The sequence below is a fragment of the Nocardia sp. NPDC020380 genome, from assembly GCF_044386975.1.
Taxonomy (GTDB): domain Bacteria; phylum Actinomycetota; class Actinomycetes; order Mycobacteriales; family Mycobacteriaceae; genus Nocardia.
Map to the genome: position 1 here is coordinate 504,310 of NZ_JBIRVQ010000004.1, position 22,773 is coordinate 527,082.

Annotated in this window: 25 protein-coding genes; 8 read left to right on the plus strand and 17 right to left on the minus strand. The window is 66.3% G+C overall.

The genetic code is table 11. From position 1 onward, the window contains the following. The first annotated feature begins 8 nt into the window (after positions 1–8). On the plus strand, positions 9–866 hold the full coding sequence (locus tag ACH438_RS13095; protein ID WP_397004542.1) for a cyclopropane mycolic acid synthase family methyltransferase: 858 nt from the start codon (positions 9–11) through the stop codon (positions 864–866). Here the strand turns inward: ACH438_RS13095 and ACH438_RS13100 are convergent. Then, positions 856–1,860, minus strand: a complete 1,005-nt coding sequence (locus ACH438_RS13100) for a zinc-binding alcohol dehydrogenase family protein (RefSeq protein ID WP_397004884.1) — start codon at positions 1,858–1,860, stop codon at positions 856–858. The genes ACH438_RS13095 and ACH438_RS13100 overlap by 11 nt on opposite strands. Positions 1,861–1,905: 45 nt before the next feature. Continuing rightward, entirely contained in the window at positions 1,906–3,012 is a 1,107-nt protein-coding gene (locus ACH438_RS13105; protein ID WP_397004886.1) for an Lrp/AsnC family transcriptional regulator, read from the minus strand. Positions 3,013–3,113: 101 nt separating this feature from the next. Between ACH438_RS13105 and ACH438_RS13110 the strand changes: the two genes are divergently transcribed. The 6 genes from ACH438_RS13110 to ACH438_RS13135 all read left to right on the plus strand — a co-directional run bounded on the left by ACH438_RS13110 (position 3,114) and on the right by ACH438_RS13135 (position 8,917). Continuing rightward, complete coding sequence (locus ACH438_RS13110; protein WP_397004544.1) at positions 3,114–4,544, plus strand: MmgE/PrpD family protein; 1,431 nt, start codon at positions 3,114–3,116, stop codon at positions 4,542–4,544. Continuing rightward, a complete protein-coding gene (locus tag ACH438_RS13115; protein WP_397004546.1) occupies positions 4,541–5,404 on the plus strand; it encodes an oxaloacetate decarboxylase in 864 nt (287 codons plus the stop codon). The genes ACH438_RS13110 and ACH438_RS13115 overlap by 4 nt, the downstream gene beginning before the upstream one ends. A gap of 6 nt (positions 5,405–5,410) precedes the next feature. Continuing rightward, positions 5,411–6,658: an aconitase/3-isopropylmalate dehydratase large subunit family protein gene (locus tag ACH438_RS13120; protein ID WP_397004548.1), complete on the plus strand. Its 1,248-nt coding sequence runs from the start codon at positions 5,411–5,413 to the stop codon at positions 6,656–6,658. 8 nt (positions 6,659–6,666) lie between these two features. Beyond that, complete coding sequence (locus ACH438_RS13125; protein WP_397004888.1) at positions 6,667–7,209, plus strand: 3-isopropylmalate dehydratase; 543 nt, start codon at positions 6,667–6,669, stop codon at positions 7,207–7,209. 3 nt (positions 7,210–7,212) lie between these two features. Next, positions 7,213–7,773, plus strand: a complete 561-nt coding sequence (locus tag ACH438_RS13130; RefSeq protein WP_397004550.1) for a YbhB/YbcL family Raf kinase inhibitor-like protein — start codon at positions 7,213–7,215, stop codon at positions 7,771–7,773. Positions 7,774–7,963: 190 nt separating this feature from the next. Beyond that, positions 7,964–8,917, plus strand: a complete 954-nt coding sequence (locus ACH438_RS13135) for an alpha/beta fold hydrolase (RefSeq protein ID WP_397004552.1) — start codon at positions 7,964–7,966, stop codon at positions 8,915–8,917. Between the two features lie 202 nt (positions 8,918–9,119). Here ACH438_RS13135 and ACH438_RS13140 read toward each other — a convergent pair whose 3' ends face one another. The 15 genes from ACH438_RS13140 to ACH438_RS13210 all read right to left on the minus strand — a co-directional run bounded on the left by ACH438_RS13140 (position 9,120) and on the right by ACH438_RS13210 (position 22,013). Further along, the gene (locus tag ACH438_RS13140) at positions 9,120–9,755 is read right to left on the minus strand and encodes a TetR/AcrR family transcriptional regulator (protein ID WP_397004554.1); all 636 of its coding nucleotides are present in this window, start codon (positions 9,753–9,755) and stop codon (positions 9,120–9,122) included. Then, a complete protein-coding gene (locus ACH438_RS13145; RefSeq protein WP_397004890.1) occupies positions 9,752–10,396 on the minus strand; it encodes a TetR/AcrR family transcriptional regulator in 645 nt (214 codons plus the stop codon). The genes ACH438_RS13140 and ACH438_RS13145 overlap by 4 nt, the downstream gene beginning before the upstream one ends. Continuing rightward, complete coding sequence (locus ACH438_RS13150) at positions 10,393–11,160, minus strand: hypothetical protein (RefSeq protein ID WP_397004556.1); 768 nt, start codon at positions 11,158–11,160, stop codon at positions 10,393–10,395. The genes ACH438_RS13145 and ACH438_RS13150 overlap by 4 nt, the downstream gene beginning before the upstream one ends. 12 nt (positions 11,161–11,172) lie before the next feature. Further along, positions 11,173–12,123, minus strand: a complete 951-nt coding sequence (locus tag ACH438_RS13155) for an MlaD family protein (RefSeq protein ID WP_397004558.1) — start codon at positions 12,121–12,123, stop codon at positions 11,173–11,175. Further along, entirely contained in the window at positions 12,120–13,127 is a 1,008-nt protein-coding gene (locus tag ACH438_RS13160; RefSeq protein ID WP_397004560.1) for an MlaD family protein, read from the minus strand. Before ACH438_RS13160 ends, ACH438_RS13155 begins: the two co-directional genes overlap by 4 nt. Next, positions 13,124–14,065 (minus strand): MCE family protein, encoded by a 942-nt coding sequence (locus ACH438_RS13165; RefSeq protein WP_397004562.1) that lies wholly within the window; start codon positions 14,063–14,065, stop codon positions 13,124–13,126. Before ACH438_RS13165 ends, ACH438_RS13160 begins: the two co-directional genes overlap by 4 nt. Beyond that, positions 14,065–15,078, minus strand: coding sequence for an MCE family protein (locus ACH438_RS13170; RefSeq protein WP_397004564.1), 1,014 nt, complete (start codon positions 15,076–15,078; stop codon positions 14,065–14,067). The genes ACH438_RS13165 and ACH438_RS13170 overlap by 1 nt, the downstream gene beginning before the upstream one ends. Beyond that, positions 15,075–16,082, minus strand: a complete 1,008-nt coding sequence (locus ACH438_RS13175; protein WP_397004566.1) for an MlaD family protein — start codon at positions 16,080–16,082, stop codon at positions 15,075–15,077. The genes ACH438_RS13170 and ACH438_RS13175 overlap by 4 nt, the downstream gene beginning before the upstream one ends. Further along, positions 16,079–17,107 (minus strand): MlaD family protein, encoded by a 1,029-nt coding sequence (locus ACH438_RS13180; RefSeq protein ID WP_397004568.1) that lies wholly within the window; start codon positions 17,105–17,107, stop codon positions 16,079–16,081. The genes ACH438_RS13175 and ACH438_RS13180 overlap by 4 nt, the downstream gene beginning before the upstream one ends. A gap of 2 nt (positions 17,108–17,109) precedes the next feature. Then, positions 17,110–17,979: an MlaE family ABC transporter permease gene (locus tag ACH438_RS13185; protein WP_397004570.1), complete on the minus strand. Its 870-nt coding sequence runs from the start codon at positions 17,977–17,979 to the stop codon at positions 17,110–17,112. Continuing rightward, complete coding sequence (locus tag ACH438_RS13190; RefSeq protein ID WP_397004572.1) at positions 17,979–18,809, minus strand: MlaE family ABC transporter permease; 831 nt, start codon at positions 18,807–18,809, stop codon at positions 17,979–17,981. Before ACH438_RS13190 ends, ACH438_RS13185 begins: the two co-directional genes overlap by 1 nt. 301 nt (positions 18,810–19,110) lie before the next feature. Then, positions 19,111–20,430 carry an NAD(P)/FAD-dependent oxidoreductase gene (locus tag ACH438_RS13195; RefSeq protein WP_397004574.1) on the minus strand — a complete coding sequence of 440 codons (1,320 nt, stop codon included), beginning with the start codon at positions 20,428–20,430 and terminating at the stop codon, positions 19,111–19,113. Then, the gene (locus ACH438_RS13200) at positions 20,427–20,609 is read right to left on the minus strand and encodes a rubredoxin (protein WP_397004576.1); all 183 of its coding nucleotides are present in this window, start codon (positions 20,607–20,609) and stop codon (positions 20,427–20,429) included. The genes ACH438_RS13195 and ACH438_RS13200 overlap by 4 nt, the downstream gene beginning before the upstream one ends. Further along, positions 20,602–20,790, minus strand: coding sequence for a rubredoxin (locus ACH438_RS13205; protein WP_397004578.1), 189 nt, complete (start codon positions 20,788–20,790; stop codon positions 20,602–20,604). Before ACH438_RS13205 ends, ACH438_RS13200 begins: the two co-directional genes overlap by 8 nt. Further along, positions 20,790–22,013, minus strand: coding sequence for an alkane 1-monooxygenase (locus tag ACH438_RS13210; protein ID WP_397004580.1), 1,224 nt, complete (start codon positions 22,011–22,013; stop codon positions 20,790–20,792). Before ACH438_RS13210 ends, ACH438_RS13205 begins: the two co-directional genes overlap by 1 nt. Before the next feature lie 124 nt (positions 22,014–22,137). Between ACH438_RS13210 and ACH438_RS13215 the strand changes: the two genes are divergently transcribed. After that, entirely contained in the window at positions 22,138–22,749 is a 612-nt protein-coding gene (locus ACH438_RS13215; RefSeq protein WP_397004582.1) for a TetR family transcriptional regulator, read from the plus strand. Positions 22,750–22,773: the final 24 nt, after the last annotated feature.

Here is a 22,773-nt window from a genome sequence, read left to right on the forward strand (position 1 = left end):
TGCCCGACATGTCCCCTCTCGCCCCCTTCTACCGGCAGGTGCAGGCCCACTACGACCTGTCCGACGAGTTCTACGCACTCTTCCTCGACCGCACCATGACCTACAGTTGCGCCTACTTCGCCCGCGACGATCTCACCCTGGAACAGGCCCAGCTCGCCAAGATCGATCTGGCGCTGGGCAAACTGGAGCTGGAGCCCGGCATGACGCTGCTGGACATCGGCTGCGGCTGGGGCGCCACCATGATCCGCGCGGCCCGCGAATACGAGGTCCGGGTCGTCGGCCTCACCCTCAGCCGCAATCAGTTCGAGTACACCCGCGCCCGCCTCGAACAGTCCGCCATCCCCAATGCCGAAGTGCGCCTGCAAGGCTGGGAGGAATACGACGGCACCGCCGACCGAATCGTCAGCATCGGCGCCTTCGAACACTTCCGCAAGGAACGCTACCCGGAGTTCTTCCAACGCTGCCGCCGCATGCTCCCCGACGACGGCCGCATGCTGCTGCAAACCATCATCGGCCGCACCCTCGCCGAACTACGCGCCCTGAACATCCCGGTCACCCGCGAGGACGCCCTCTTCCACATCTTCATGAAGCGCGAAATCTTCCCCGGCGGCCAACTCCCCCAACCCGGCACCGTCACCCGCACCGCCGAGGAAGCCGGCCTGCACGCCGAACGCATCCAATCCCTCCAGCCCCACTACGCCCGCACCCTCGACCTCTGGGCAGAATCCCTCCGCACCCACCGCGACCGAGCCATCCGCCTCACCTCCGAAGAGGTCTACAACCGCTACCTCAAATACCTCACCGGCTGCGCCCACTACTTCCGCGCCGGCCACCTCGACGTCATGCAGTTCACCCTCACGAACTGACCAGGACCGCTGCGCCCGCGAAGCGACCGTGCCGCAGGTCCTGTAGCGCTTTATCGGCTGCTGCCAGCGGATACGGGTGCACCGTTACCTCGAGGCGGTGGGTGGCTGCGAATGCCAGGAATTCGCGGGAGTCGTCGCGGGTGTTCGCGGTGACCGAACGGATCTCGCGCTCCTGGAAGAGGTGGCGCTGGTAGTTCAGGGGCGGGATGTCGGTGAGGTGGATGCCCGCGATGAACAGCACGCCGCCGCGGTCGAGGGCGGCCATGGCGGGGCGCACCAGGTCGCCTACCGGGGCGAAGAGGATCGCCGAATCCAGTTGCACGGGAGGCGGTTCCGCGGCGCCCTGTGCGGAGGTCGCGCCGAGTTCGAGGGCCAGGCGCTGGGCTGCGGGATCGCGCGTCATCACATGGACTTCCGCGCCCTGGGCGAGTGCCACCTGGGCCGCCAGGTGGGCGCTGCCGCCGAAGCCGTAGATGCCCAGGCGGCCGCCTGCGGGGAGGCCTGCCCGTTTCAGGGCACGGTAGCCGATGATGCCCGCACACAGCAGTGGTGCGAGTTCGGTGTCATCGTAGCCTTTCGGCAGCGCCAGGGCGTAGGCGGCGGGGACGGTCGTGTATTCGGCATAGCCGCCGTCGGCGTCCCAGCCGGTGTAGCGGGACTGCGGGCACAGATTCTCGTTGCCGCGCAGGCAGAATCGGCATTTTCCGCAGGTGTGGCGCAGCCAGGCGATGCCTACCCGATCGCCGATGGCGAACTCCACACCCGCCGACGTGCCGAGGGCCACGACTTCGCCCACTACCTCGTGCCCGGGTACCACACCCTCGCGGTGGACGGGCAGATCTCCTTCTGCCACATGCAGATCCGTGCGGCACACCCCGCAGGCGAGGACGCGAACCAGCAGCTCGTCCGGTGCGGGTTCGGGGATTTCGGCTTGTTCGAGCACGATCGGACCGCCGTCGATCGGACCCGGCTTCCGCACCCGCCACGCGCTCATCGATGCCATGTGCCGAGTGTCCCCCAGCATCGGCGAGACGGGCGCCTAGGATCCCGGGTACTCGACAGCGGTCGAGGCCCACGGGTCCACCGGCACCACCCCGACGGCATGACCGTCGGCGTCGAGCAGGCGGCCCAGTGATTTCACCGGGCGCAGCACCAGGCGTTGATCGGTGACGACCGCTTCGGGCAAGGTGTCGTGCACGCGGGCGAGGATTCCGGCCAGGTCGTTCACGCGATGCACCTGGACCATGACCATCAGATTCGAGGGGCCCACGGTGGCCAGGCAGATGCGGGTGGCCGACCAGCTCGCGAGCTCGGCGCCGTATTCGGTGAGCCGGGGCTGGGGTACCGCGAGCCAGAGCACGAACTCGGCGGGCCAGCCGCCCTCGGTGCGCGCGAAATCGGTTCGGAAGGCGAGGATTCCGTGCCGCACGAGTGCGTCGAGCTGTCGGCGCACGGCGTATTCGGAGGTGCCGACGATCTGCGCGAGGTCGCGATAGCGGGCACGCCCGTCACGTTGCAGAGCCAGAAAGAGTGCGTGGTCGGCCGAGCCGAAAGTGCGAGTGCGGGTGGCGCGCTTCGGAGTCGGCTCGGCGTCCTCGGTGACCGAACGCTGCTGTTCGGCATCCATGGCGCCCAGCCGCCAATGCACGCCGCTGAACCATTCCGTGCCGACATGGGCTGTGCCCGAGGCGATTCCGGGGACCGCGGGCAATCGCTCGAGCAGTAGCACGCTCAGCGCGGGCATGTCACCGGCGAAGACGAGCGCCGTGAGATCGCACCGGCCGCCGGTCGCGTAGACACTGACAACCTGTGGAATATCGGCCAGGGCCCGCGCCACCTCGAGGATGCGGCCGGGCTGGGCGCACACCTCGTACACCGCGCCGGTGAGCGCGAGGCTGGGTCCGGGCACCGAGGACACCCAGGCCCGCCCGGATTCGGACAGTCGCTGCCAGCGCCGGGCCACGGTCGCGGGCGAGATGCCCAGCACCGGGCCCAGCTTCTCGAAGCTGACCCGGGGATTGGCGTGCAGGGCATCCAACAGCATGACGTCGACCTCGTCGACACCGCCCTGAGCCGGGCGTTTGGCGGTCACCACGGGGTACATCCAAGCATGCCGACCGGGCGGATAGCTGTCCAATACCTGCACCCAGGGCAACTTGGCCGATGATATCCATCATCGGATGACACCACTCTCCGGTTTTCCCGCAATATCCGGGTCGCGGCCCGTGCAGGACGTTGACTGATGACATGAGCGAATTGGCAACGTCAGGGGTAACCGTCCCGCTGGCCGAGTGGGTCGAGCGGCTGAGCCTCGACACGATTCCCGAACGGGTCCGGACTCGGGCCAAGCATCTCCTGCTCGATGGTGTAGCCGCCGGACTGGTCGGCGCGCAACTCCCGTGGTCCCGCGTCGCGACACAATCCGTGCTGGCGCTCGAGGGCAGCCGGGACGCGGTGGTCATCGGCACCGGGCGCACCACCGGCGGGCCGGCGGCCGTACTGCTCAACAGCACCTTCGTCCAAGGCTTCGAACTCGACGACTTCCACCCGCTCGCACCACTGCACAGTGGGTCGCTGGTGGTGCCGGTGCTGCTGGCCACCGCGCAACAGCTCGGCGGGGTCACGGGCGCGCAGGCGCTCACCGCGGCCATCGCCGGATTCGAGGTCGGGCCGCGAGTCGGGTTGGCGCTGCACGGATCTCAGATGCTCTCGCGCGGCTGGCACAGCGGCCCGGTATTCGGCACGCACACCGCGGCCATGGTGGCGGGCAAGCTGCGCGGACTGGACGCGGACCGGCTCGAGGATGCGCTCGGTATGGCCGGAACACAGTCCGGCGGGCTGATGGCGGCGCAGTACGAGGCCATGTCCAAGCGCATGCAGCACGGATTCGCCGCGCGCAACGGGTATTACGCGGCGGGGCTGGCCGCCGGCGGGTACACCGGCATCAAGCAGGTGTTCGATCGGCCCTACGGCGGGTACCTGTCGGTGTTCGGCGAGGGACACGATCCCGATGCCGCGCAGGTGATCGCCGGGCTCGGCGAGAGCTGGCACACCGAGGTCATCATGGTGAAGTCCTATGCGGCCCAGGGCGGGCTGCACGGCACCATCCAGGCCGCGCTGGAATTACGCGCGGAGCACGACATCGATCCGAAGGCCGTCTCGCACATCGAGATTCGGGTGGGGCATACCATCTATCACCACGGCTGGTGGGAGCCGGAGCGGCCGCTCACCAGTATCGGCGCGCAGATGAACCTCGGCTACGCGGCCGCGGTCGCACTGCTCGACGGGCAGGTGCTGCCCGCACAGTTCACCGAGCGGCGGCTGGATGCCGACGATGTGTGGGAACTGCTCGGCAAGGTGGATGTGCTGCTGGACGAGGAGATTCAGAACGGGCCCCCGCTGGAGCGATTCGCCACCGTGCTGACCATCACGCTCGACGACGGCACCGTGCTGACGAAGCGGATCGCGCAGCCGCACGGCGGGCCCAGCGATCCGGTCACCGATGACGACATCATCGCAAAGTACCGGGCGCTGGCCGGACCGCTGGTCGAGACCTCGCGGCTGGATGCCATTCAGCGGGCCGTGCTCGGACTGGATGAACTGGGCGATGTCCGGGAACTGGCCGAACTGCTGGCCGCACCGGTCGCCGGAGCGCTGGACGAGGAGCAGGATCGATGAGTGCTCGGAGCGCATTGCGCGCGGCGCTGGGGGACGACATCATTGTCGCCCCAGGGGTTTTCGACGGACTGTCGGCCTCGCTGGTGCGGCGTCTCGGGTTCACTGCCGCGTATATGACCGGGGCGGGCGTGGCGGCCTCGGGGTTCGGCGTGCCGGATATCGGGCTGCTGACTCAGACCGAGATGGTCGAGCGTGCACGGATGCTGGTCGGCGTGCTCGGCGATATCCCGCTCATCGCGGATGCCGACACCGGATACGGCGCACCGCTCAATGTGATTCGCACGATGCAGCAGTACGAGGCCGCGGGAGTTGCCGCAATTCAGTTGGAGGACCAGGCATTTCCCAAGAAGTGCGGTCATCTGCCGGATAAGGAACTGGTCAGCACCGAAGAGTTCGTCACCAAACTGACCGCCGCGCTGGAGGCGCGCACCGATCCGGATCTGGTCGTCATCGCCCGCACCGATGCCCGCGGTCCGCTGGGGATCGACACGGCCATCGAGCGCGCCAATGCCTATGCCGCGGCGGGTGCGGACGTGCTCTTCGTGGAGGCGCCGCAGGGCGCCGACGAGATCGAGCGGATCGCCAGAGAAGTGAAGGCGCCCTTGCTGATCAACCTCGTCCTGGGCGGACTGACTCCACTGGAGTCCACCGCCCGGCTGCGAGAACTCGGCTACGCCATAGCCATTCACCCGTCCTTGCCGCTCGGCGCGGCGGCCTACGCGATGCTCACCACCTTGGCCGAGCTCGCCGGTCGCGATCCGAAATCGTTATTGCCAGCCTCGCCCGCCGAATTCTTCAATCTCGTCGGCCTGGCCGGATGGTCGGCGCTAGGTGAGCGCTACCGCACCGAAGGAGCCTGAAACACCATGGGCATGACCATGATCGAGAATCTGCTCGCCCGCAAGGCCGCGGTCGAGCGGGTCCGGCCGGGTGACATCGTCACCGTCGATGTCGACATGTGCGTCATGATCGACCTGCAGTTCGCCACCATGTGGATTCCGCCGACGCGCATCCATGACGCCGACAAGGTCGCGGTCATCATGGACCACGCCGTCCCCGCGCCCTCCCTGAAGGACGCGGCAGGCGGGCCCAAGGCGCGCAAGTTCGTCGCCGACTTCGGGATCGAGAAGTTCTTCGATGTCGGCCGGCACGGCATCTGCCACCAGGTGATCGCCGAGAACGGGCTGGCCCGCCCCGGAGAAGTACTGGCCTGCACCGATTCCCACACCTGCGCGGGCGGCGCGTACAACACCGCGGCCCGCGGGCTCGGTCCCGCCGAGGTGTACTCCATCCTGTGCACGGGCTCCACCTGGTATCAGGTCGCGCCGACCGTACGCTACGAACTGACCGGCACATTGCCGGCCGAGATCAGCGGCAAGGACGTATTCCTCTATCTCGCCAACGCTTACGGCGACGCCACCAACCAGAACCTCGAATTCGGTGGCCCCGGACTCGCCAGCGTGCCCTTGAACGATCGCCGCACCATCGCCACCCAGGCAGCCGAAATCTCCGCGGACTTCGCCACTTTCGGCGTGGACGAACTGCTCGCCGACTTCCTCACCGAACGCGGCGTCCACGACTACGTACCGGCCGACGCCGACGCCGACGCCGAATACCTCGACGTCCGCACCATCGACCTGAGCGCCCTGGAACCCTATGTGGCGCGGCCCGGTACGGTCAGCCACAATGGCGTCCCCGTCTCGCAGATCGAGCGACGCAAGCTGGACCAGGCTTTCATCGGTTCCTGCGCCAACGGCCAGCTCGAAGATCTGCGCATCGCCGCCGGGATTCTGCGCGGCAAGACGGTCGCCCCCGGCGTCCGCCTCCTGATCACCCCCGCCTCCCAGCAGGTCTACCGAGACGCCATGCGCCTGGGCTACCTCCAGGACCTCGCGGACGCCGGTGCCGTGGTCACCAATTCGACCTGCGGCGCCTGCTTCGGCTACCACATGGGCGTGGTCGGCCCCGGCGAAGTCTGCCTCACCTCCAGCACCCGCAACTTCACCGGCCGCATGGGCAGCACCGAAGCCGAAATCTACATGGCCTCCCCCGCCACGGTCGCCGCCTCCGCCATCACCGGCTACATCACCGACCCCCGGAGCGTCACCGCATGAAAACCACCATCACCGGCCGAGTCTGGCTCTTCGGTAACTCGGTCGACACCGACGCCATGTACCCCGCCTGCGCCATGAAACTCGACCTCCCCGAAGCAGCCCGCCACGTCTTCTACCAACTCCGCCCCGACTGGACCACCCTCGTCCAACCCGGCGACATAGTCATAGCCGGCCACAACTTCGGCGTAGGTTCCTCCCGCCCCGTAGCTTCGCTCTTCCGCCACCTGGGCGTAGCAGCCTTGATAGCCGAAGACTTCAACTCCCTCTTCTTCCGCAACGCCATCAACGCGGGCCTCCCCGCCCTGACCGTCCCCGGCGCCACCACCCTCTTCACCGACGGCGACACCGCCACCTTCGATCTGGCCACCGGCACCTACCGCAACGAAACCACCGGCGCAACCGGCGAAACGGCACCATTGCCGGACTTGATCCTCGAAATCCTCACCAGCGGAGGCATTCTCGCCCGCCTGGCCACCCAGGGCTTCCTCCCCGCCGAGATGCGAGACCTACTCGCCTCCGGCGTCCCCGTCGACAGCGGATCAGGAGCCTGACCAATGCCCATCCGCCCGCTCGCCCGCCTCCTGCGCCCGGTACGCGCCGGCGTCACCCGCACCACGTGGTATCACCCCGCCACCGCAACCGCCCCGGAATCCATAACGGTCACCAGCAATGCCTTCGAAGAAGGTGCCCCCATCCCCCTCCGCCACGCCGGAAAGGGCGTCGGCGAAGACATCTCCCCCCAGCTGAGCTGGTCCGGCACACCATCCGGCACAGCAGAACTCGTCCTGATAATCGAAGACCCCGACGTCCCCCTCCCCCGCCCCATCATCCACGGCCTCTTCACCGGAATCGATCCCGCCAACGCCGAAATCCCCGAGGGAACAATGGATCTCGGCACCGACCTGCGAACGGGAACCGGCGCCTTCGGCCGCCGCGGCTACGCGGGCCCCCGCCCCATCCCAGGCCACGGCCCCCACCACTACATCTTCCAGCTCTACGCCCTGGACCGCCCCTCCGCCCTACCCGAAGGCGCTCCCCTCCCCGACACCCTCACCGCCATCACCGGCCACGTCATAGCCCGAGGCCGCCTCACCGGCACCTACGAACGCCACTGACCACGGAAACCCGCAAACCGGTGACCGCTCAATCCTTAGCACCAGAAGCGACATCGCCGCGAACGCCAGCAAACGATCAGCCGATTACCATCCGGAAATGTTGGCCACGCGAATTGCTCCCCGTCCACCGCAATAACGAGGCCGGGGAGGGCTTGACTATGACCCTGCGTGAGGGTTGCAGCCTTGCGATATGACGAAGAACATCAGGGTCGAGGCTCGGTCGGTTCCGCCGGTTGGAGGCTTTCAGCAGGTCGGCGGGCGGCGTATTTTTGTTTCCCGGCTGGGCGGTGGCGGGCCGGCGGTCGTGTTGCTGCCGGGCGCGGGGGCGGTTGGTTTGGACTATTTCCTTGTCCAGCAGGGTGTTTCGCGGTTTGCTTCCGCGGTCGTCTATGACCGGGGCGGTAGCGGGTTCAGCGATCCCGTTCCGTTGCCGCGCACCGCTGCCGCGGTCGCCGAGGAGCTGCACGGGCTGTTGCACAGCCAGAGCATCGTCGGCCCATACGTTCTGGTGGCGCACTCGCTCGGTGGCGCCTATATGCATCGGTTCGCGCAGCTGTATCCGCGGGAAGTGGCCGGGGTGGTGTGCGTGGATGCCTTTCATCGTGACTGGGACCGGTTCGTGCCCGCTGTGGCGAGTCTGGCTGCTACCGAGCGGATGGGGCCCGATCCGGTGCAGATGTTGCGGATGCGGGCGGCCTTGCGGGAGATGTATGGCGAACTGTTGAGGGACTATCCGCTGGACCTGCGAGAGGTGCTGATCGATGCGCATGTGAGTGCGGAATGGCTGCGAACCGGTGTGGCTGAGCGGGGCAGCCTGGTGGCGCTGGCCGAGCAGATTCTGCGGCACGGCGGCGTCCTGATCAGCTATCCCGAGGGCCGTCTGGTCGCCCCCGGCGAGACGGAACCCTACAAGCCCGGCGTCGCGAAACTCGCGCTGGCAACGGGCATTCCGATCATCCCGGTCGGGACCACCGGCACCGACCGAGTGCTGCCGATGCGGAGACTCCGTGGCGCCGGACCGGCTTTCGATCGCCGGCAGCAGGTGATCGTTCACTTCGGTGAGCCCATCGATCCGCGTGAGTTCGACGATCCCGAGAAGCTGCTCGATCACCTGCGCCTGCGTATCGAGAATCTACGACGGTAGCTGCCGTCAGAGCCCTAAAGCGCCGAGGATTGCGTTGGCTACGCCGTTGCCGAGGCCCCAGCCCAGGCCACCGGCGAGACTGTTGACGAATGTGCTGATCAAGTCACCCATATCGGTCATAACCCTTCATCTCAGGAATTGTTCTGGTCGCGAACGCTCCAAATATCCAGCGGCAGGGGCGATCCAGGCAATCATCCCACCTTCAGCCGGGTGCGCCCAATGCCGAGCGGAGGAAGGCGGTGGTCTGGGCGCGGACACGGTCCTGGGTGAGACCGTCGGATCCGGCACGCAGAGCGGAGAGTAACGCCGACACCAGCACAGAAAGCAGCACTTCGCCCGCTATTCGCGGATCCAGCTGCGGGTCGAGATAGCCACGGGTTATGCCGCGGCCCACCTGCCGGACCGCCTGGGCGGCGTACCGGCGGGCGTGTGACATACACCGCTCGATGACACGATCGTCTATCGAAGACGCTTCCAGGAGGAAGAAATTCACCAGGCCGGGTTCGGCGTCGACCAACTCGTAGCACCGGTCGACCACGCGGCCGTAGCGGGCGCAGAAGGCATCGAGCGTCTCGGGGTCGTCACCGGACTCCGGCCCCAGCAGGCGATCGCGCAGCAGATCGAAGCAGTGGTCGATGACGGCATCGAGAATGTCCCGCTTATTGGCGAAGTAGTTGTAGAAGGTGCCGTGGCTGACCCCCGCCGCGGCGGCGATATCGTCGACGCTGATGGTGCGGAACCCGCGAGTGGTGACCAATTCGTAGGCCACGCGAATGAGTTCGGTCCGGCGTTGTTCGAGGCGAGCGGTGCGGCGGGGCGTGGGTGCGGGATTCGTCATGATGCCGCTTTCCTCGGGGGTAGCACTCTTTCCAGCATCTCCATGACCGCGCCGGTGGTGCGCGCACGCACTTCCGGCTGGCTGCCACCGAGCAGTTCCCGCACGATCCACGGGCCGACCAACCCGAAGATGGTGTGGCCCAGCACCTGCGGATCGATGTCCTGGTCGATCCAGCCGCCCGCCACCCCCCGCGCGAGCTCACCGGCGATCAGCGACGCCGCGATGGCCTCCAGTCCGAACAGCCGCCGGGACAATTCCGGATCGATCGCCCCGGCCTCGACCAGGACCAGCCGCAGCACCCGCGGCTCCCGGTCCACCAGGTCGTAGAGCCGATCCACCGCGGCCCGCGTGGCCTCGACCAGTTCCGCGACGCTGTTCGACCCACCGAGCAGCGTCGGCAACTGGATCGAGTCCATGATCTTGTCGACGCCGAAATCGATGACGTGGTCCAGGATTTCGCGTTTGCTTCCGAAGTATCGATAGACGGTGCCCTGCCCGATACCGGCATGCGCGGCCACCTCGGAGATTGCGGTGGATTCGTATCCGCGGGCGGTGAACACCTCGAAGGCGGCTTCGATTATCTGCCGGCGCCGCCGCAGCGAAAGCTCGGGCTGCGGCGGCCGGCCGTGCCGTGAGGTTATTTCGCGGCCCCGTTCGCGGCCGGATCGGTGCTCGGCGCCGGGTTGCCGGCCGGTGCCGGATTGTTCGCGGGCGCAGGGGCATTCGCCGGGTTCTTGGCGGCCGCCGGGTCCTTGGCCGGGGCCGGATCCTTCGGGCCGTAGTCGGTCACCAGCCACTGTCCGTCGTCCTTGGCGACGGTCAGCACCAGCAGGTTAGGGACGGTGGCCGGATCGGGCTGCTGGATGTTCTGGGTGCGCTGGGTGGCGTAGACGGTGACCTCGTACTGGCCGTTGCCGCGCGCCTCCACCGAGGTGCCGGCCACCTGTCCGGTGGCGACCACCTGGGCGTCGGTCATGATCTTGGCGAGGGTGTCGTGGACCTGGGTGTAGCGGTCCTTCAAGGCATCCGAGGTGCCGCGTTCCACGCCGTCGAAGAACGCCGGGAGGTTCTTGTAGTCGTAGGTCAGCGAGCGCAGCGTGTAGTCGCGGGCGATCTCCGCGGCCCGATCCCGGTCGGAGTTGCTCGCCTTCAGAGCACTCAGATCGTTGGAGGTGCTGTGCCAGGTGTAACCCAGCACCAGCGCCACGATCGCGAGCACCGCGGCGGCGATCCCCGTCAGCGGGTATCTGCGTAAGCCCGAGACCTTCGCCCGCAATGGAATCTTGGGCTTCGCCGGGTCGGCGGCCAGCGCGGCCGCACTCTCCTTCGGCTCCGAAGTCTTCGCCGCGTCCTCGACCTTGTCGAGCACTGCAACCGCTTCCGGGGACTTGTCGATATCGAACACGATTGCCTCTCTCTATCGGGGAACGCTGACGCCGACATGCGCGGCGCCGTCGCCGGGGAACACGGTGGACAGCAGGTCCACAATTGATCCGGCGTCCACGCGAATGGGTTTGATCACGCTGGTCGCGGGCTTCAGGGCGGTGGCGATATTGCCCAGGTCGGGGCCGATCAGCTGGATGTACTGGTCGATCTTGGTGACCAGCGGCCCGATCGGGTCGTCCCAGATGTTCTCGCCCACATACGAGTAGTTCTGGAACGCGCCGATGATGTGCAGCAACTCGGGCAGGCCGGTGTCGATATCGCCGGCCGCGGCGCTCAGGGTCGGCGCCCGGCCGTCGAGGCGATCGCCGAGGGTCTGCACATTGATGTACAGCCGCGTGATCTCGTCTCGCTTGTCACGCAACAGATTCGCGGTGCCGACCAGCGCCTGGGTCAGATTGGCGACGTCGGCGTCACGGCCGTCGAAGCCCGCGGCGACCGTGGACGCCAGATCCTGCAGTTTGGCCGGATCCAATTGCGCCGTCAGCGCATCCAGCTTCGCCAGCGCGTCACCGACCGTGGTCGCGGTCTTCACCTGCCGGGTGGGCACGATGCTGCCGTCATGCAGGAACGGTCCCGCGGTGCCGCTGGGCCGGAAGTCCAGATACTGTTCACCGGCCGCGGACAGGTTGGCGATCTGCACGCCGCTGTCCACCGGAATCCGGTACTTGGCATCGTATTCCAGCGTCACCTGCAGCCCGGTGGCCGTCGCGGCGATATTCCGCACCTTGCCGATGGGCAGCCCGCGCAGGGTCACCTGGGAGGTCTTCATGAGACCGCCGGAGGAGTCCAGCAGCACCGTCACCGTGTTGTTCTGCCGGCGCGGATCCAGGTTCAGCACGTCCACGGCCATATAGCTGCCGCAGACCAGCGTCAGGACCAGCAGCAATACCAGCGAGACCGGCCCGGAGAGTGAGAGTTTCATGGCACCATCCCGATCGATCGCAGTGTGGTGATCAACTGGTCGGCCTGCGCATCCGCCGACACCTTCCGCACATTCACATTCGGGGCGTCGAAGAACGGAATCAGCTTGTCCCGCAACAGATTGTGGAAGGCATCCAGATCCGCGGCCAGGGTCAGATCCGCATACCCGGCCGTCACCGCGGTCGGCGCCAGAATCGACACGATGGACTGGAAATCCCCGACATGCGGCAACAGCAGATCCCCGGCATTGCGGGCCAGCGGACCACCGCTGATGATCAGCTTCACCACCCCGAACAGCACATCCGACAGACCCGCTGCCCGGCTCGGACCATTGGTGAGAATGTCGTCCACCGAGGTCCGCCCGGCCGCCAGTTTGTCCGAGATCTGCTGTGCCCCAGCGAGAATCCGATCGATATCGGCGGTGTGGGAGGCCATATCGTGCAGGGCCGCGCGCCCGGCATTGTTGATCCGGTCCAGCTCGGCCGGATCCGACGGGAAGGCCGCGTTCACATTGTTGACCAGCCGCTGGATATCCGCCCAGCGACCACCGGTGATGAGATCCGACAGTGAGCGCAGAATATCCTCGACGTTCGCCGCGGGAATGGTCTGCGTCTCGGGGATCACATCACCGTTCCGCAGGAAGTTGTTGTCCGAGTTCTTCGGCGCCTGCAGGGCGATGTGAATATCGCCGAGAATGGTGTCCTGCTGCAGTTCCGCGGTGGTCGTCTTGGGCAGCTTGGCGTCGGTATGCAGTTTCACCGTCGCCACCGCGGTATTGCCCACCAGATCGATGTGGTCGAGCATGCCGACCTCCACACCGTCGGCGACCACCTTGGCCCGATCGGGCAGATTCAGCACGGAGCCGAATTCGATACGCACGGTATAGGTGTCACCGCTGGGATAGGTGCCGGGAATCGGCAGGTCGGTGGCCTTCACCCCGCAGCCGGTGAGCACCAGCGCGGCCGCGGTCAGCGCCGGAACCAGTTTGATGAGTGTACGTTTCATCGGGTACCCGCCTGCGGTAGCACGGCGGCCAGCGGCGGCAGATGCGACAGCAGATCGCTGATATCGCCCTCGTGCTGCTGGGCGAAGGCGTGCACCTGCGGCAGCACCTGATCCAGCAGCGCGTAGACCTGCTTATCGTATTTGCCGACATTGCGGGCGATCACCGGCAGGAATTCCACCGCGAGATCCACCGCCCCGGCGAACTGCGCCGAGAACTGACCGATCAACTGCAGCCCGGCGCGCAGATTGTCCAGCACCTGCCGCATATCCGGCCAGTTGCTGACGAACATGGTGGTGAGCGAATCCAGATTGTCGACCAGGCGCCGGAACACCACATCCTTCTGGTTCGGATCACCGACCACCGCGGACAGCCGCTGCAGCAAGGCATTCCACTGCGGCCCGGTACCGGAGATGGCCTGGTCGGCCGCGGTGAGGGTGTCGTCGATCAGGGTGTCCGGCTTGCCCGGCGTGGTCGGTCCGGTGAGATCTCCGGCCAGTTTCCCCATGGCGTCGAGCGCGTCGCTGATGCCGATCGGCGTCTTGGTGTTGTCCAGCGGAATGCATTTCGACGTATCGAAACGCGGTCCGCCGGTATAGGTCTTGCTGAGCTCCACATGCCGGTCGGTCACGATCGAACTCGACATGGTGACCGCCTGGATATCCGCGGGCAGTTTCACCGACTTCTTGATGTTCATGGTGACCCGCATGCGATCACCGAGCGATTCGATCTTCTTGACCGAACCGATCTCGACGCCGAGCATGGTCACGCTGTTGCCTTGGTAAAGGCCGACGGTATCGGTGAATTCGGCGCACAGACTCTGCTGCGGATTGCGCTCGCTGTTCACCCACCGCACTCCGACGACTCCCGCGGCTACGACCGCCACGGCGACGCCGGCCGCGAGAACCGTTCGGCCCAAGGCCCTTCTGTTCCACCGCATCAGCACGCCTTGCCTTCGTAGGGAATGCAGATCTGAATGCCCTCGGCGGGTTTGTCCACCTTTATCTGGGTGCCGAGCATGCCGCTCAGCTTGTCGATCACCCCGCGCAGGCCGGTGATCACGGTGTCGATGCGATTCGGATCGTCGAAGACCTTGGAGAACAGCTGTTCCAGCTGCGCGACATTCGGCTCGATGGTGTCGCCGTAGGCCATGATCGGGCGGTCCAGCACCACCAGCAGCCGCTTGATCAGGTTGAACACGGAGACGATGTCGTCCTTGCGATTACCGAGCTGATCGGCCACCTGGCCCAGCTGTTTGACGAAATCGGCCAGCAGCGCCTTGTCATCGGCAATGGCGGCGATGTATTCGTCGGACACGTTCAGCGCCGAATTCAACTGCTGGGTGCGATCGGCCAGCAGGCCGGTCAGATCATTGGCATTGCCGATCAGATCGCGCAACGCGTTCGGCTGCTGGGTCAGCGCCTGATCCAGCTGCCCGATGGTGCCGCGCATGGTGGAGGCGTCGATCTTGCTGAAGATCGGCGTGCCCTTGTCCAGGATGTCGCTCAGCTGGAAGGGGGTGGCGGTGCGTTCCTTCGGAATATGCGTCGCCCCCAGGTCCTTGTCGCCGGCCGGGGAGAGCGCCAGATACTGACCACCGATGGGCGTGAGCATCTTCACCTCCACCGCCGACCTGTCCCCCACGCGCACACCGTCTTTCACCGTGAACTGCACTTCGACGTGATCGCCGACCAGGTCCACAGCACGGATCTTGCCGACGCTGATACCGGCCACCCGCACCTCGTCCCCGGACCGTGCGCCGCCGGAGATGGCGAAATCGGCGGTATAGCTGCGCTCCCCGAACGGGATCACGTACAGCGCGCCCGCGATGGCGAGCGTGATCACACAGATCACGACACCCACCACGCCCCAGCGCAATTGGGTCGGCTGGTCGCCGCGACCGGTGAGGGTCTCCCTGACGAGCTCACCGACATAGCTGATCAGAGACTTCATTGGCACACCACCAAGTTCTGGGTGGACAGGATCGCGTCCACGGCGGCCGGCAGTGCGGCCTCTCCGGTCGAGCACGTGATCCGAGGCTTCACGCCATTACCCGGCACCGACTGGTTCAAGCCGGTGATGAGCTGCGGCGTGATGGCCAGGATCTGGGTGAGCTGGTTCGTCTCCGGGACCAGCCGGCGCAGCAGCCCGTCGATCGGGCCGTAGGCCGTGTCGTAGGCGCTCTGCCCCTCTTCGAGGATCGGAATCAGCGGCGCGAGCGTGGCTTTCGCCGAATCGATCGCGCTCAGCACGGTCTGGGTCTTGCTGGTGAACTGGCGCAGGATATCCGCCAGCTGCTGCACCAGATCGCCGACCGCCTTGGACTTGCCGCCGATCTCGTCGGAGACCAGCCCGAGATTGCGGATGAGCAGCACGATCACCGATTCACTGCTCTTGGCGTGCTGGACCAGATTGTTCACATCCGCCAGCACCGGGCCGATACCGGCGCCGTCACCCTGGATGACGCGCAGCAGGTTGGTGCCGAACTCGTTGAGCTGTGCGGGATCCAGCGTGTCGAACATGGGTTTGAAGCCGTTGAACAGTTTCGACACATCGAAGCTGGGGATGGTGTGATCCACCGGAATAGTCGCTCCCGCAGGGAGTTTCGCACCGGTCGCACCGGTGGTGAGAAGCTCGACGTACCGCTGCCCGATGAGGTTCTGGTAGCGCACCGCGGCCTGGGTGTTGTCGTAGACCGGGCGATCGGACTGCACCGTGATGTGCACTCGGGCGTGCACGCCGTCGAGCGTTATGGATTCCACCTTGCCCACCGCGACGCCGGACATGCGCACCGAATCACCGGTGAACAGGCCGGATACGTCGGTGAACACCGCGTCGTAGCCGGTCTTCTGACCGGGGACCGGCGTGCGCAATGCCGTCACGATGAAGGTGGTGCAGGCCGCCACCACGAGCAGGAACACCGTGAGCTTGATCGAGGACTTGATGATATCGTTCACCGCTGCCCTCCGCCGAGCGAATCCGCCAGGTACGGCATGTTCTTCGCGATGATGTCGAGCTGCAGCTGCACCTTGCCGTCGACCACCGGGAAGGCGCCGTCCATGGCCTTGATCAGGTTCGGGATCCGGTTATAGGCCGGGGCCACCGTACCCAGCGAGACACTGATGGGCACCGCGAGATCCAGTACACCGTCCAGCGTCTTCTCCAGATCCGGATTGTTGCGCTGCAGCAGATTCGAAATGCCGATCAGCACCGCCTGATTCACGCCGTCGGTGGCTTTGTTGGTGCGGGCCTGTGCGTCGGGCGTGCCGAAGTAGGCGCTCTGATCGAGCACCGCGAGAATCGCGTGGCCGGCCGACGGCGTGAGGTCACGGAACGCCCCGGTCATATCGCCGCCGATGCGCAGATAGTGCGCCAGCGAGTTCTGCTGATCGTCGGCGAACATCTTCGCGGTCTCGAAGAACGTCTTCAATGTCGGCCCGATGGCATCGGCGTTATTGAGCATGAGGTCGATGAGCCGGTGCACGGTGGCCGAGTCGAGCACCTGGGTGAGCCGCGCCGCACGCCGGAACACCCCTGCCACGGTGGCATTGGTGGAACCCGAGCCGATCTGCAGTACCGAGCCTTCACGCAACGGCTTGCCGTCCGTCCCCGGCACCAGTTCGATTGCGCTGGAACCGAACACGTTCGACGAGGTGAACCGCGCCGTCGCATCGGTGGTGAGCGCCTTCGCCTGGTCCCGGTCGAGCTGCAGCTCGATGCGCTGCTGCCCGTAGCCGACCGTCTCCACCTTGTGCACGGTGCCGATGGCGTAGCCGCGGAACTTCACCTCCGCGCCCGGCGCCAGCCCCTCCCCGAGGGTGGCCGCGTCGATGGTGAGCGAGAACTTGTCCGCGAAAGCGCCACGCGCATAGGCACTCACCACGATGAGCACCACCACGAGCACGACCGCGACCACCAGCCCGCGCGCCCGCAACGCCCATTTCCCGGCGCTGCGACCGGAATGATCCTTGAATACCGCCATGACTACCCCGAGATCCGGATGCCGACATCCACGCCCCAGATCAAGATCGTGAGGATCATGTCCAGGATTACGACGCCCACCAGGCTGGCGCGAATGGCGCGCCCCGAGGCGCGGCCCACGCCCTCCGGCCCGCCGGAGGCGTAGAAGCCCTGATAGCCGTGGATGAGAATGATGGTGACCACGAAGATCGTCGCCTTGAGCAGCGAAGCGAGCACATCGCCCGGTTGCAGGAACGCGTCGAAGTAGTGGTAGTAGGTGCCCGGGGACTGCCCGTGCAGCACGTTCACCACGGTCGCGCACGAGAGGTACGACAGGATCAGCGTGAGCAGTTGCAGCGGAACGATGGTGATCACGCCCGCGATCACGCGGGTGGTCACCACGAACGGCATGGGCCGGATGCCGATGGCCTCCAGCGCGTCGATCTCCTCGGAGATGCGCATGGCCCCGATCTCGGCCGTCATACGACAACCGGCCTGGGCGGCGAACCCGATGGCGGCGATCATCGGCGCCATCTCCCGGGTATTCGCGTAGGCCGAGACGAATCCGGTGAGCGGGCCCATGCCGACCATGTTCAGCGCGGAAAAGCCTTCCACACCAATGGAACCGCCGACCGCGATACCGAGGAAGGCCAGGACCGCCACGGTGCCGCCGCCGACGATGATCGCGCCGGAACCCCAGGTGATATCGGACAGGATGAGCATGGTCTGGCGGCGATACACCTTCAGCGTGTGCGGTATCGCGGCCAGCACCTCGTAGACGAAGGTCGCCTGATGCCCGAGCGATTCGAAGATCGACATCGGCGCTTGCGCGCCGCGTTCCACGGTGCGGCCGACCACACCGAGCGGCATATAGCGTGCGGGAACCTGAGTCATCAGCCCACCTGCGTCGGAATGAACATCGAAACCAGCTGCGTGATGACCAGATTCACGCCGAACGCGGCGATCACACCGATCACCACCGCGGCGTTCACGGCATTCGCGACGCCCTTGGGACCGTGTGTGGCCTCCAACCCGCGCTGGCAGGACACGATCAGCACGATGATTCCGAAGATGACGGACTTCACGATGGCCACCACCAGGTCCGAAATCTTCGCGAAGGACGCGAAGGCGGACAGGTAGCTGCCGGGCGTGACGTCCTGGAAGCCGACCGCGATCACGTAACCGGTGAACACGCCCATGAAGATGATCAGCATGCACAGCAGCGGCGTGAGCACCAGCATGGCCGCGAGACGAGGCGCGACCAGCCGGCGTACCGGATCGATGCCCATCACGCGCAAGGCATCCACCTCGTCGCGAATGGTGCGTGCCCCCAGATCCGAGGCGATGGCGGAGCCGGCGGCACCGCCCAGTAGCAGGGCGGTCACGATGGGCGCACCCTGGCGGATGACGCCCAGACCGCCGGCGGCTCCTGAGACAGAGCTCGCGCCGACCTGCTGGGTCAGGCTGCCGACCTGCACGGCCACGATCACGCCGAACGGAATCGATACCAGCACAGCGGGAATCGCCGTCACGCTGACGATGAACCAGCCCTGCTGTAGCGTGTCACGCCACGGATGCCGCAGCTTGACGATGTCCACAACCAGGTATTTGAAGGCTGCCACCGCCAATTGAATGGTGCGTCCGAATGTCCGCAACCCGGAGAGAACGAATTCGATTGCCTGCCGTATCAACGGCTCCGGCCCCCGAATGACCTTGTCGACCAATGCCTACCACCCCACAGCCCCGCTATCTGGCCGATGCCGACCGGTCCCTCTGCTTGACCGGTCTCAACTGACCGAGACAGTAATACAGATCACGGACTGACGTGTCAGTCTTCACGGAATTGATTTCGGGGTTGACCGGGTCGGCGTGTCGGTGAACAATGCGCGGTCCGCGGGTAGATAGCGACCGCTACCAGCGGCTTTCAGCAATGGCTCCGCAAATCTGAAAGGCCGACACGTCACTCGTGGACGTGTCGGCCTTTCAGATTTTGCGGGCGATTAACTCGATTGCGGGCGCGTGCCCTCAGGACTGTCCGGACAGTGCGGTCACCGCACCCAGTGGCCGGGTCGGGTCCGCGCACTCCGCCGAGTCCAGCACCACCCGGCGGGCGATGAGATCCCGGGCCGCACGGATCTCGGCCGGACGGCCCACCCCCACCGCGCCGACCAGTCGGCCTGCGTCCAGGCCGAGCACGGTGACATCACCGGCCGCGGCATCACCCCGCACGATCACCTCGTGTCCGGGCCGAATCATGCCCGCGAACTGGAGGTTTCGCCCGTACTGCTGCGACCAGCCCCACGAGACCTCCTCCGGCGCTGCCGGCAATCCGAGCATGGATCGCGCCGCCGCCGCGCCCTGCGCCTGCGCACTGTTCCAATGCTCCTCGCGCCGATACTCACCCGACGCCGAGTCGAAGCGGCTCGCGGCGTCACCTGCGGCGAAGATCCCGGCGGCCGAGGTCCGATACCGCTCATCGACGCGAATTCCCTCCCCGACGGCAAGGCCCGACCCCTCCGCCAGCCGAGTGTCCGGGACAGCGCCGATGGCAACCAGCGCCGCCGACGCCACCCACCTGCGCCCGTCGGCGGCTATAGCCGTCACGCCCGCACCCTCTTCGAGGCGATCCAGCAGCACCCCCGTCACCACTTCGACTCCATTGTCCGCGTGCAGCTTTCGGTAATACTCGCCGACGACCGCAGGCGCGACCCGATCGAGCAAGGTCTCCCCGGCATGCAGCAGCGTCACACGCACCCCCAGCCCGCGTGCGGTCGCCGCCACCTCGCACCCGATCAACCCGCCACCCACGATCACCAGCGACCCGCCCTCCGCGATAGCGGCCCGCACCGCCTCGACATCACCGCGCCCACGCAAGGTGTGCACCACCGATGCGGCCCCACCGCGGCCTACCGCAGCTGAGACCGGCGTTGCGCTGCCTCCAGCTCCATCCGGCCGGTGGCCCGCAGTCCCACTCCCGGACCCGTCACCGACCATAGCCGGGAGAGCGCGCGGCAGCGCACCCGTGGCCAGCAGCAAGGTGTCGTAGCCGATGGCGGTGCCGTCGGCCAGCCAGGCCAGGTGCGAGGCCGGATCGATGCGTTCGACCGTTGTCGCGGTGCGCAGTTCGATGGTGTGGTCGCGCCAGAATTCGCCGGGCTGCAGCAGGGTTCGGCGTTCCTCCGCCGTGTCGGCCAGCAGCTCCTTCGAGACCATGGGCCGGCGGTACGGGAGCGAGGGTTCGGCGCCGAGCAGGATGATCTCGCCCGAATAGCCTTCCGTGCGCAGGGTTTTCGCCGCGGTCGCGCCCGCGACGCCGGTGCCGACGATGACGATGCGGCCGGTCACGCGCGGCTGACCTCGACCATTTCGAAATCGGATTTGGCGGCGCCGCAATCGGGGCAGGACCAGTCGGCGGGGATGTCGTCCCAGCGGGTGCCGGGGGCGATGCCGTCCTCGGGCCAGCCTTCCGCCTCGTCGTATTCGAAACCGCATTGCAGGCAGCGGAAGAGCTTGTAGTCAGTCATGGCGGGGTCCTGTCGAGGTGGAAGTGGGTTCGAAATCCAGTTTTTCGCGCACGCCGCAGTCCGGGCAGCACCAGTCGTCGGGCACCGCCGACCACGGGGTACCGGACGGGAAGCCTTCGCGCGGTGCGCCTTTGGACTCGTCGTAGGTGTAATCGCAGACGGGACAGCGGTAGGCGGACATCAGGCCACCCCGTACTTCGCCAGCACACGGGATCGCTTGCGGGGCTGGATGTTCACGCGGGTGATATCACCCCCGTAATGGGCGAGCACCCGGTGATCCATCACCCGGCGCCACAGCGGCGGGAAGTAGGCCAGCGAGATCATGCTCGCGTAGCCGCTGGGCAGGTTCGGGGCGCCGTCCATACTGCGCAGGATCTGGTAGCGCCGAGTCGGATTCGCGTGGTGATCACTGTGCCGCTGCAGGTGGTACAGGAAGATATTGGTGACGATGTGGTCGGAGTTCCAGCTGTGCTCGGGGGTGCAGCGCTCGTAGCGGCCGGCGGCCGTCTTCTGCCGCAGCAGGCCGTAGTGCTCGAGGTAGTTCACCGTCTCCAGCAGGGTGAAACCGTAGACGGCCTGGATGACCAGGTACGGCAGCACGCTCACGCCGAACGCCGCGATCAGCGCGCCCCACAGCACCACCGACATGAGCCAGGCATTGAGCACGTCATTGCGAATCGTCCACGGCCGCTTGCTCATTCGCTCCAGGCGCTTGGACTCCAGCTCCCACGAGGAACGCAGGCTGCCCCAGACGCTGCGCGGCAGGAAGCTCCAGAAGGTCTCCGCGAAGCGGGCGCTCGCCGGATCCTCCGGGGTGGCGACGCGTACGTGGTGGCCGCGATTGTGCTCGATGTAGAAGTGCCCGTAGAACGTCTGGGCCAGGGTGATCTTCGAGAGCCAGCGCTCCAGATCGTCCTTCTTGTGGCCCAATTCGTGCGCGGTATTGATGCCGACGCCACCCATGACGCCCACGCTCAGCGCCAGGCCGATCTTGGAGACCAGGCCCAGGCCACCGTCGATGCCCAGCCAGGACAGATTCGAGGCAGTCCACAGGTAGCCGGCGAAGAACAGGCTCAGCACCTGGAAGGGGATGTAGGCGTAGGTGCAGTACCGGTAGTACTTGTCGTTCTCCAGGTACTCCATCACCTCGTCGGGCGGGTTCTGGCCGTCCGGGCCGAAGAACCGGTCCAGGATCGGCAGCAGGACGTAGACCAGCATGGGACCGATCCACCACCACACCGGCGAGACCGCCGTCCAGCCGAGCTCGTTGAATGCCCAGACCAGGGCGGTGGCCAGGAACAGGGCGGTCGGGGGGACCAGGCCGAACAGCCACAGGTACCGCTTGCGATCGCGCCACTGCGGAGGTGCGGAATACCCCTGCTCACGGGTGCGAGACGTCGTCATTGTCGATCTCCTAACAGCCTGACCTCGACTGTTTACACTTTGCCGAGATGTGTATTCATTACATACACATCACACTTACTTGTCAACAAACCGACGCAGATGCAGCTCATGTACGATCGCTGGCGTGGCTGAAGCGCCGAATTTCCAGAACGAGATGCGTCTGCTCCTGCGCGAACGCGTCATCGAGACCGCGCGCCGGATCGTCTGCACCGAAGGGTGGGGCGCGGTGAACATGTCCCGCGTCGCCAAGGAAGTCGGCGTCAGCCGGCCGGTGCTCTACAAGGAGATCGGCAAACGCGAGGACCTCGCGGAAGTGGTCATCCGGCAGGAGGTCGACACCTTCCTGGTCGGGATCGCCGCGAGTCTCGCGGCGCACCCCGACGATGTCCTGGCGGGCCTGACCAGCGCGGTCGATTACACGCTGCGCACGGGTGCGGACAATATCCTGCTGAAAGCCGTGCTGTCGGGGCGCTCGGCCACCGATACCGAACTACTGCCCACGCTGATGACCGAGCCGGAACCCGTACTGGGGCGGGCGATCACGGCCGTGACGGCCGCGGTCCGCGCACAGTACGGATTGACCGGGGTGAGCGATGCCGAGCTGGGCTCGCGCGCGGAAACGGTGGTGCGGCTGGCCTTGAGCCACCTGTTCCAGCCGACCGGGCCCCTCGAGGGCGCGGTCGACCAGATCGATCTGGTGGTGGTCAGTTTGTTCGAGCCGCTGCTCGCGCGGTAACCGCCGCTCCCCCAGCTGTTTTCG

Coding starts and splice junctions, on each gene's coding strand:
- ACH438_RS13095 (WP_397004542.1), top strand. CDS start 9: ATGTCCCCTCTCGCCCCCTTCTACCGGCAGGTGCAGGCCCACTACGAC.
- ACH438_RS13100 (WP_397004884.1), bottom strand. CDS start 1,860: ATGAGCGCGTGGCGGGTGCGGAAGCCGGGTCCGATCGACGGCGGTCCG.
- ACH438_RS13110 (WP_397004544.1), top strand. CDS start 3,114: ATGAGCGAATTGGCAACGTCAGGGGTAACCGTCCCGCTGGCCGAGTGG.
- ACH438_RS13115 (WP_397004546.1), top strand. CDS start 4,541: ATGAGTGCTCGGAGCGCATTGCGCGCGGCGCTGGGGGACGACATCATT.
- ACH438_RS13120 (WP_397004548.1), top strand. CDS start 5,411: ATGGGCATGACCATGATCGAGAATCTGCTCGCCCGCAAGGCCGCGGTC.
- ACH438_RS13130 (WP_397004550.1), top strand. CDS start 7,213: ATGCCCATCCGCCCGCTCGCCCGCCTCCTGCGCCCGGTACGCGCCGGC.
- ACH438_RS13135 (WP_397004552.1), top strand. CDS start 7,964: ATGACGAAGAACATCAGGGTCGAGGCTCGGTCGGTTCCGCCGGTTGGA.
- ACH438_RS13140 (WP_397004554.1), bottom strand. CDS start 9,755: ATGACGAATCCCGCACCCACGCCCCGCCGCACCGCTCGCCTCGAACAA.
- ACH438_RS13155 (WP_397004558.1), bottom strand. CDS start 12,123: ATGAAACTCTCACTCTCCGGGCCGGTCTCGCTGGTATTGCTGCTGGTC.
- ACH438_RS13160 (WP_397004560.1), bottom strand. CDS start 13,127: ATGAAACGTACACTCATCAAACTGGTTCCGGCGCTGACCGCGGCCGCG.
- ACH438_RS13165 (WP_397004562.1), bottom strand. CDS start 14,065: ATGCGGTGGAACAGAAGGGCCTTGGGCCGAACGGTTCTCGCGGCCGGC.
- ACH438_RS13170 (WP_397004564.1), bottom strand. CDS start 15,078: ATGAAGTCTCTGATCAGCTATGTCGGTGAGCTCGTCAGGGAGACCCTC.
- ACH438_RS13180 (WP_397004568.1), bottom strand. CDS start 17,107: ATGGCGGTATTCAAGGATCATTCCGGTCGCAGCGCCGGGAAATGGGCG.
- ACH438_RS13185 (WP_397004570.1), bottom strand. CDS start 17,979: ATGACTCAGGTTCCCGCACGCTATATGCCGCTCGGTGTGGTCGGCCGC.
- ACH438_RS13200 (WP_397004576.1), bottom strand. CDS start 20,609: ATGACTGACTACAAGCTCTTCCGCTGCCTGCAATGCGGTTTCGAATAC.
- ACH438_RS13205 (WP_397004578.1), bottom strand. CDS start 20,790: ATGTCCGCCTACCGCTGTCCCGTCTGCGATTACACCTACGACGAGTCC.
- ACH438_RS13210 (WP_397004580.1), bottom strand. CDS start 22,013: ATGACGACGTCTCGCACCCGTGAGCAGGGGTATTCCGCACCTCCGCAG.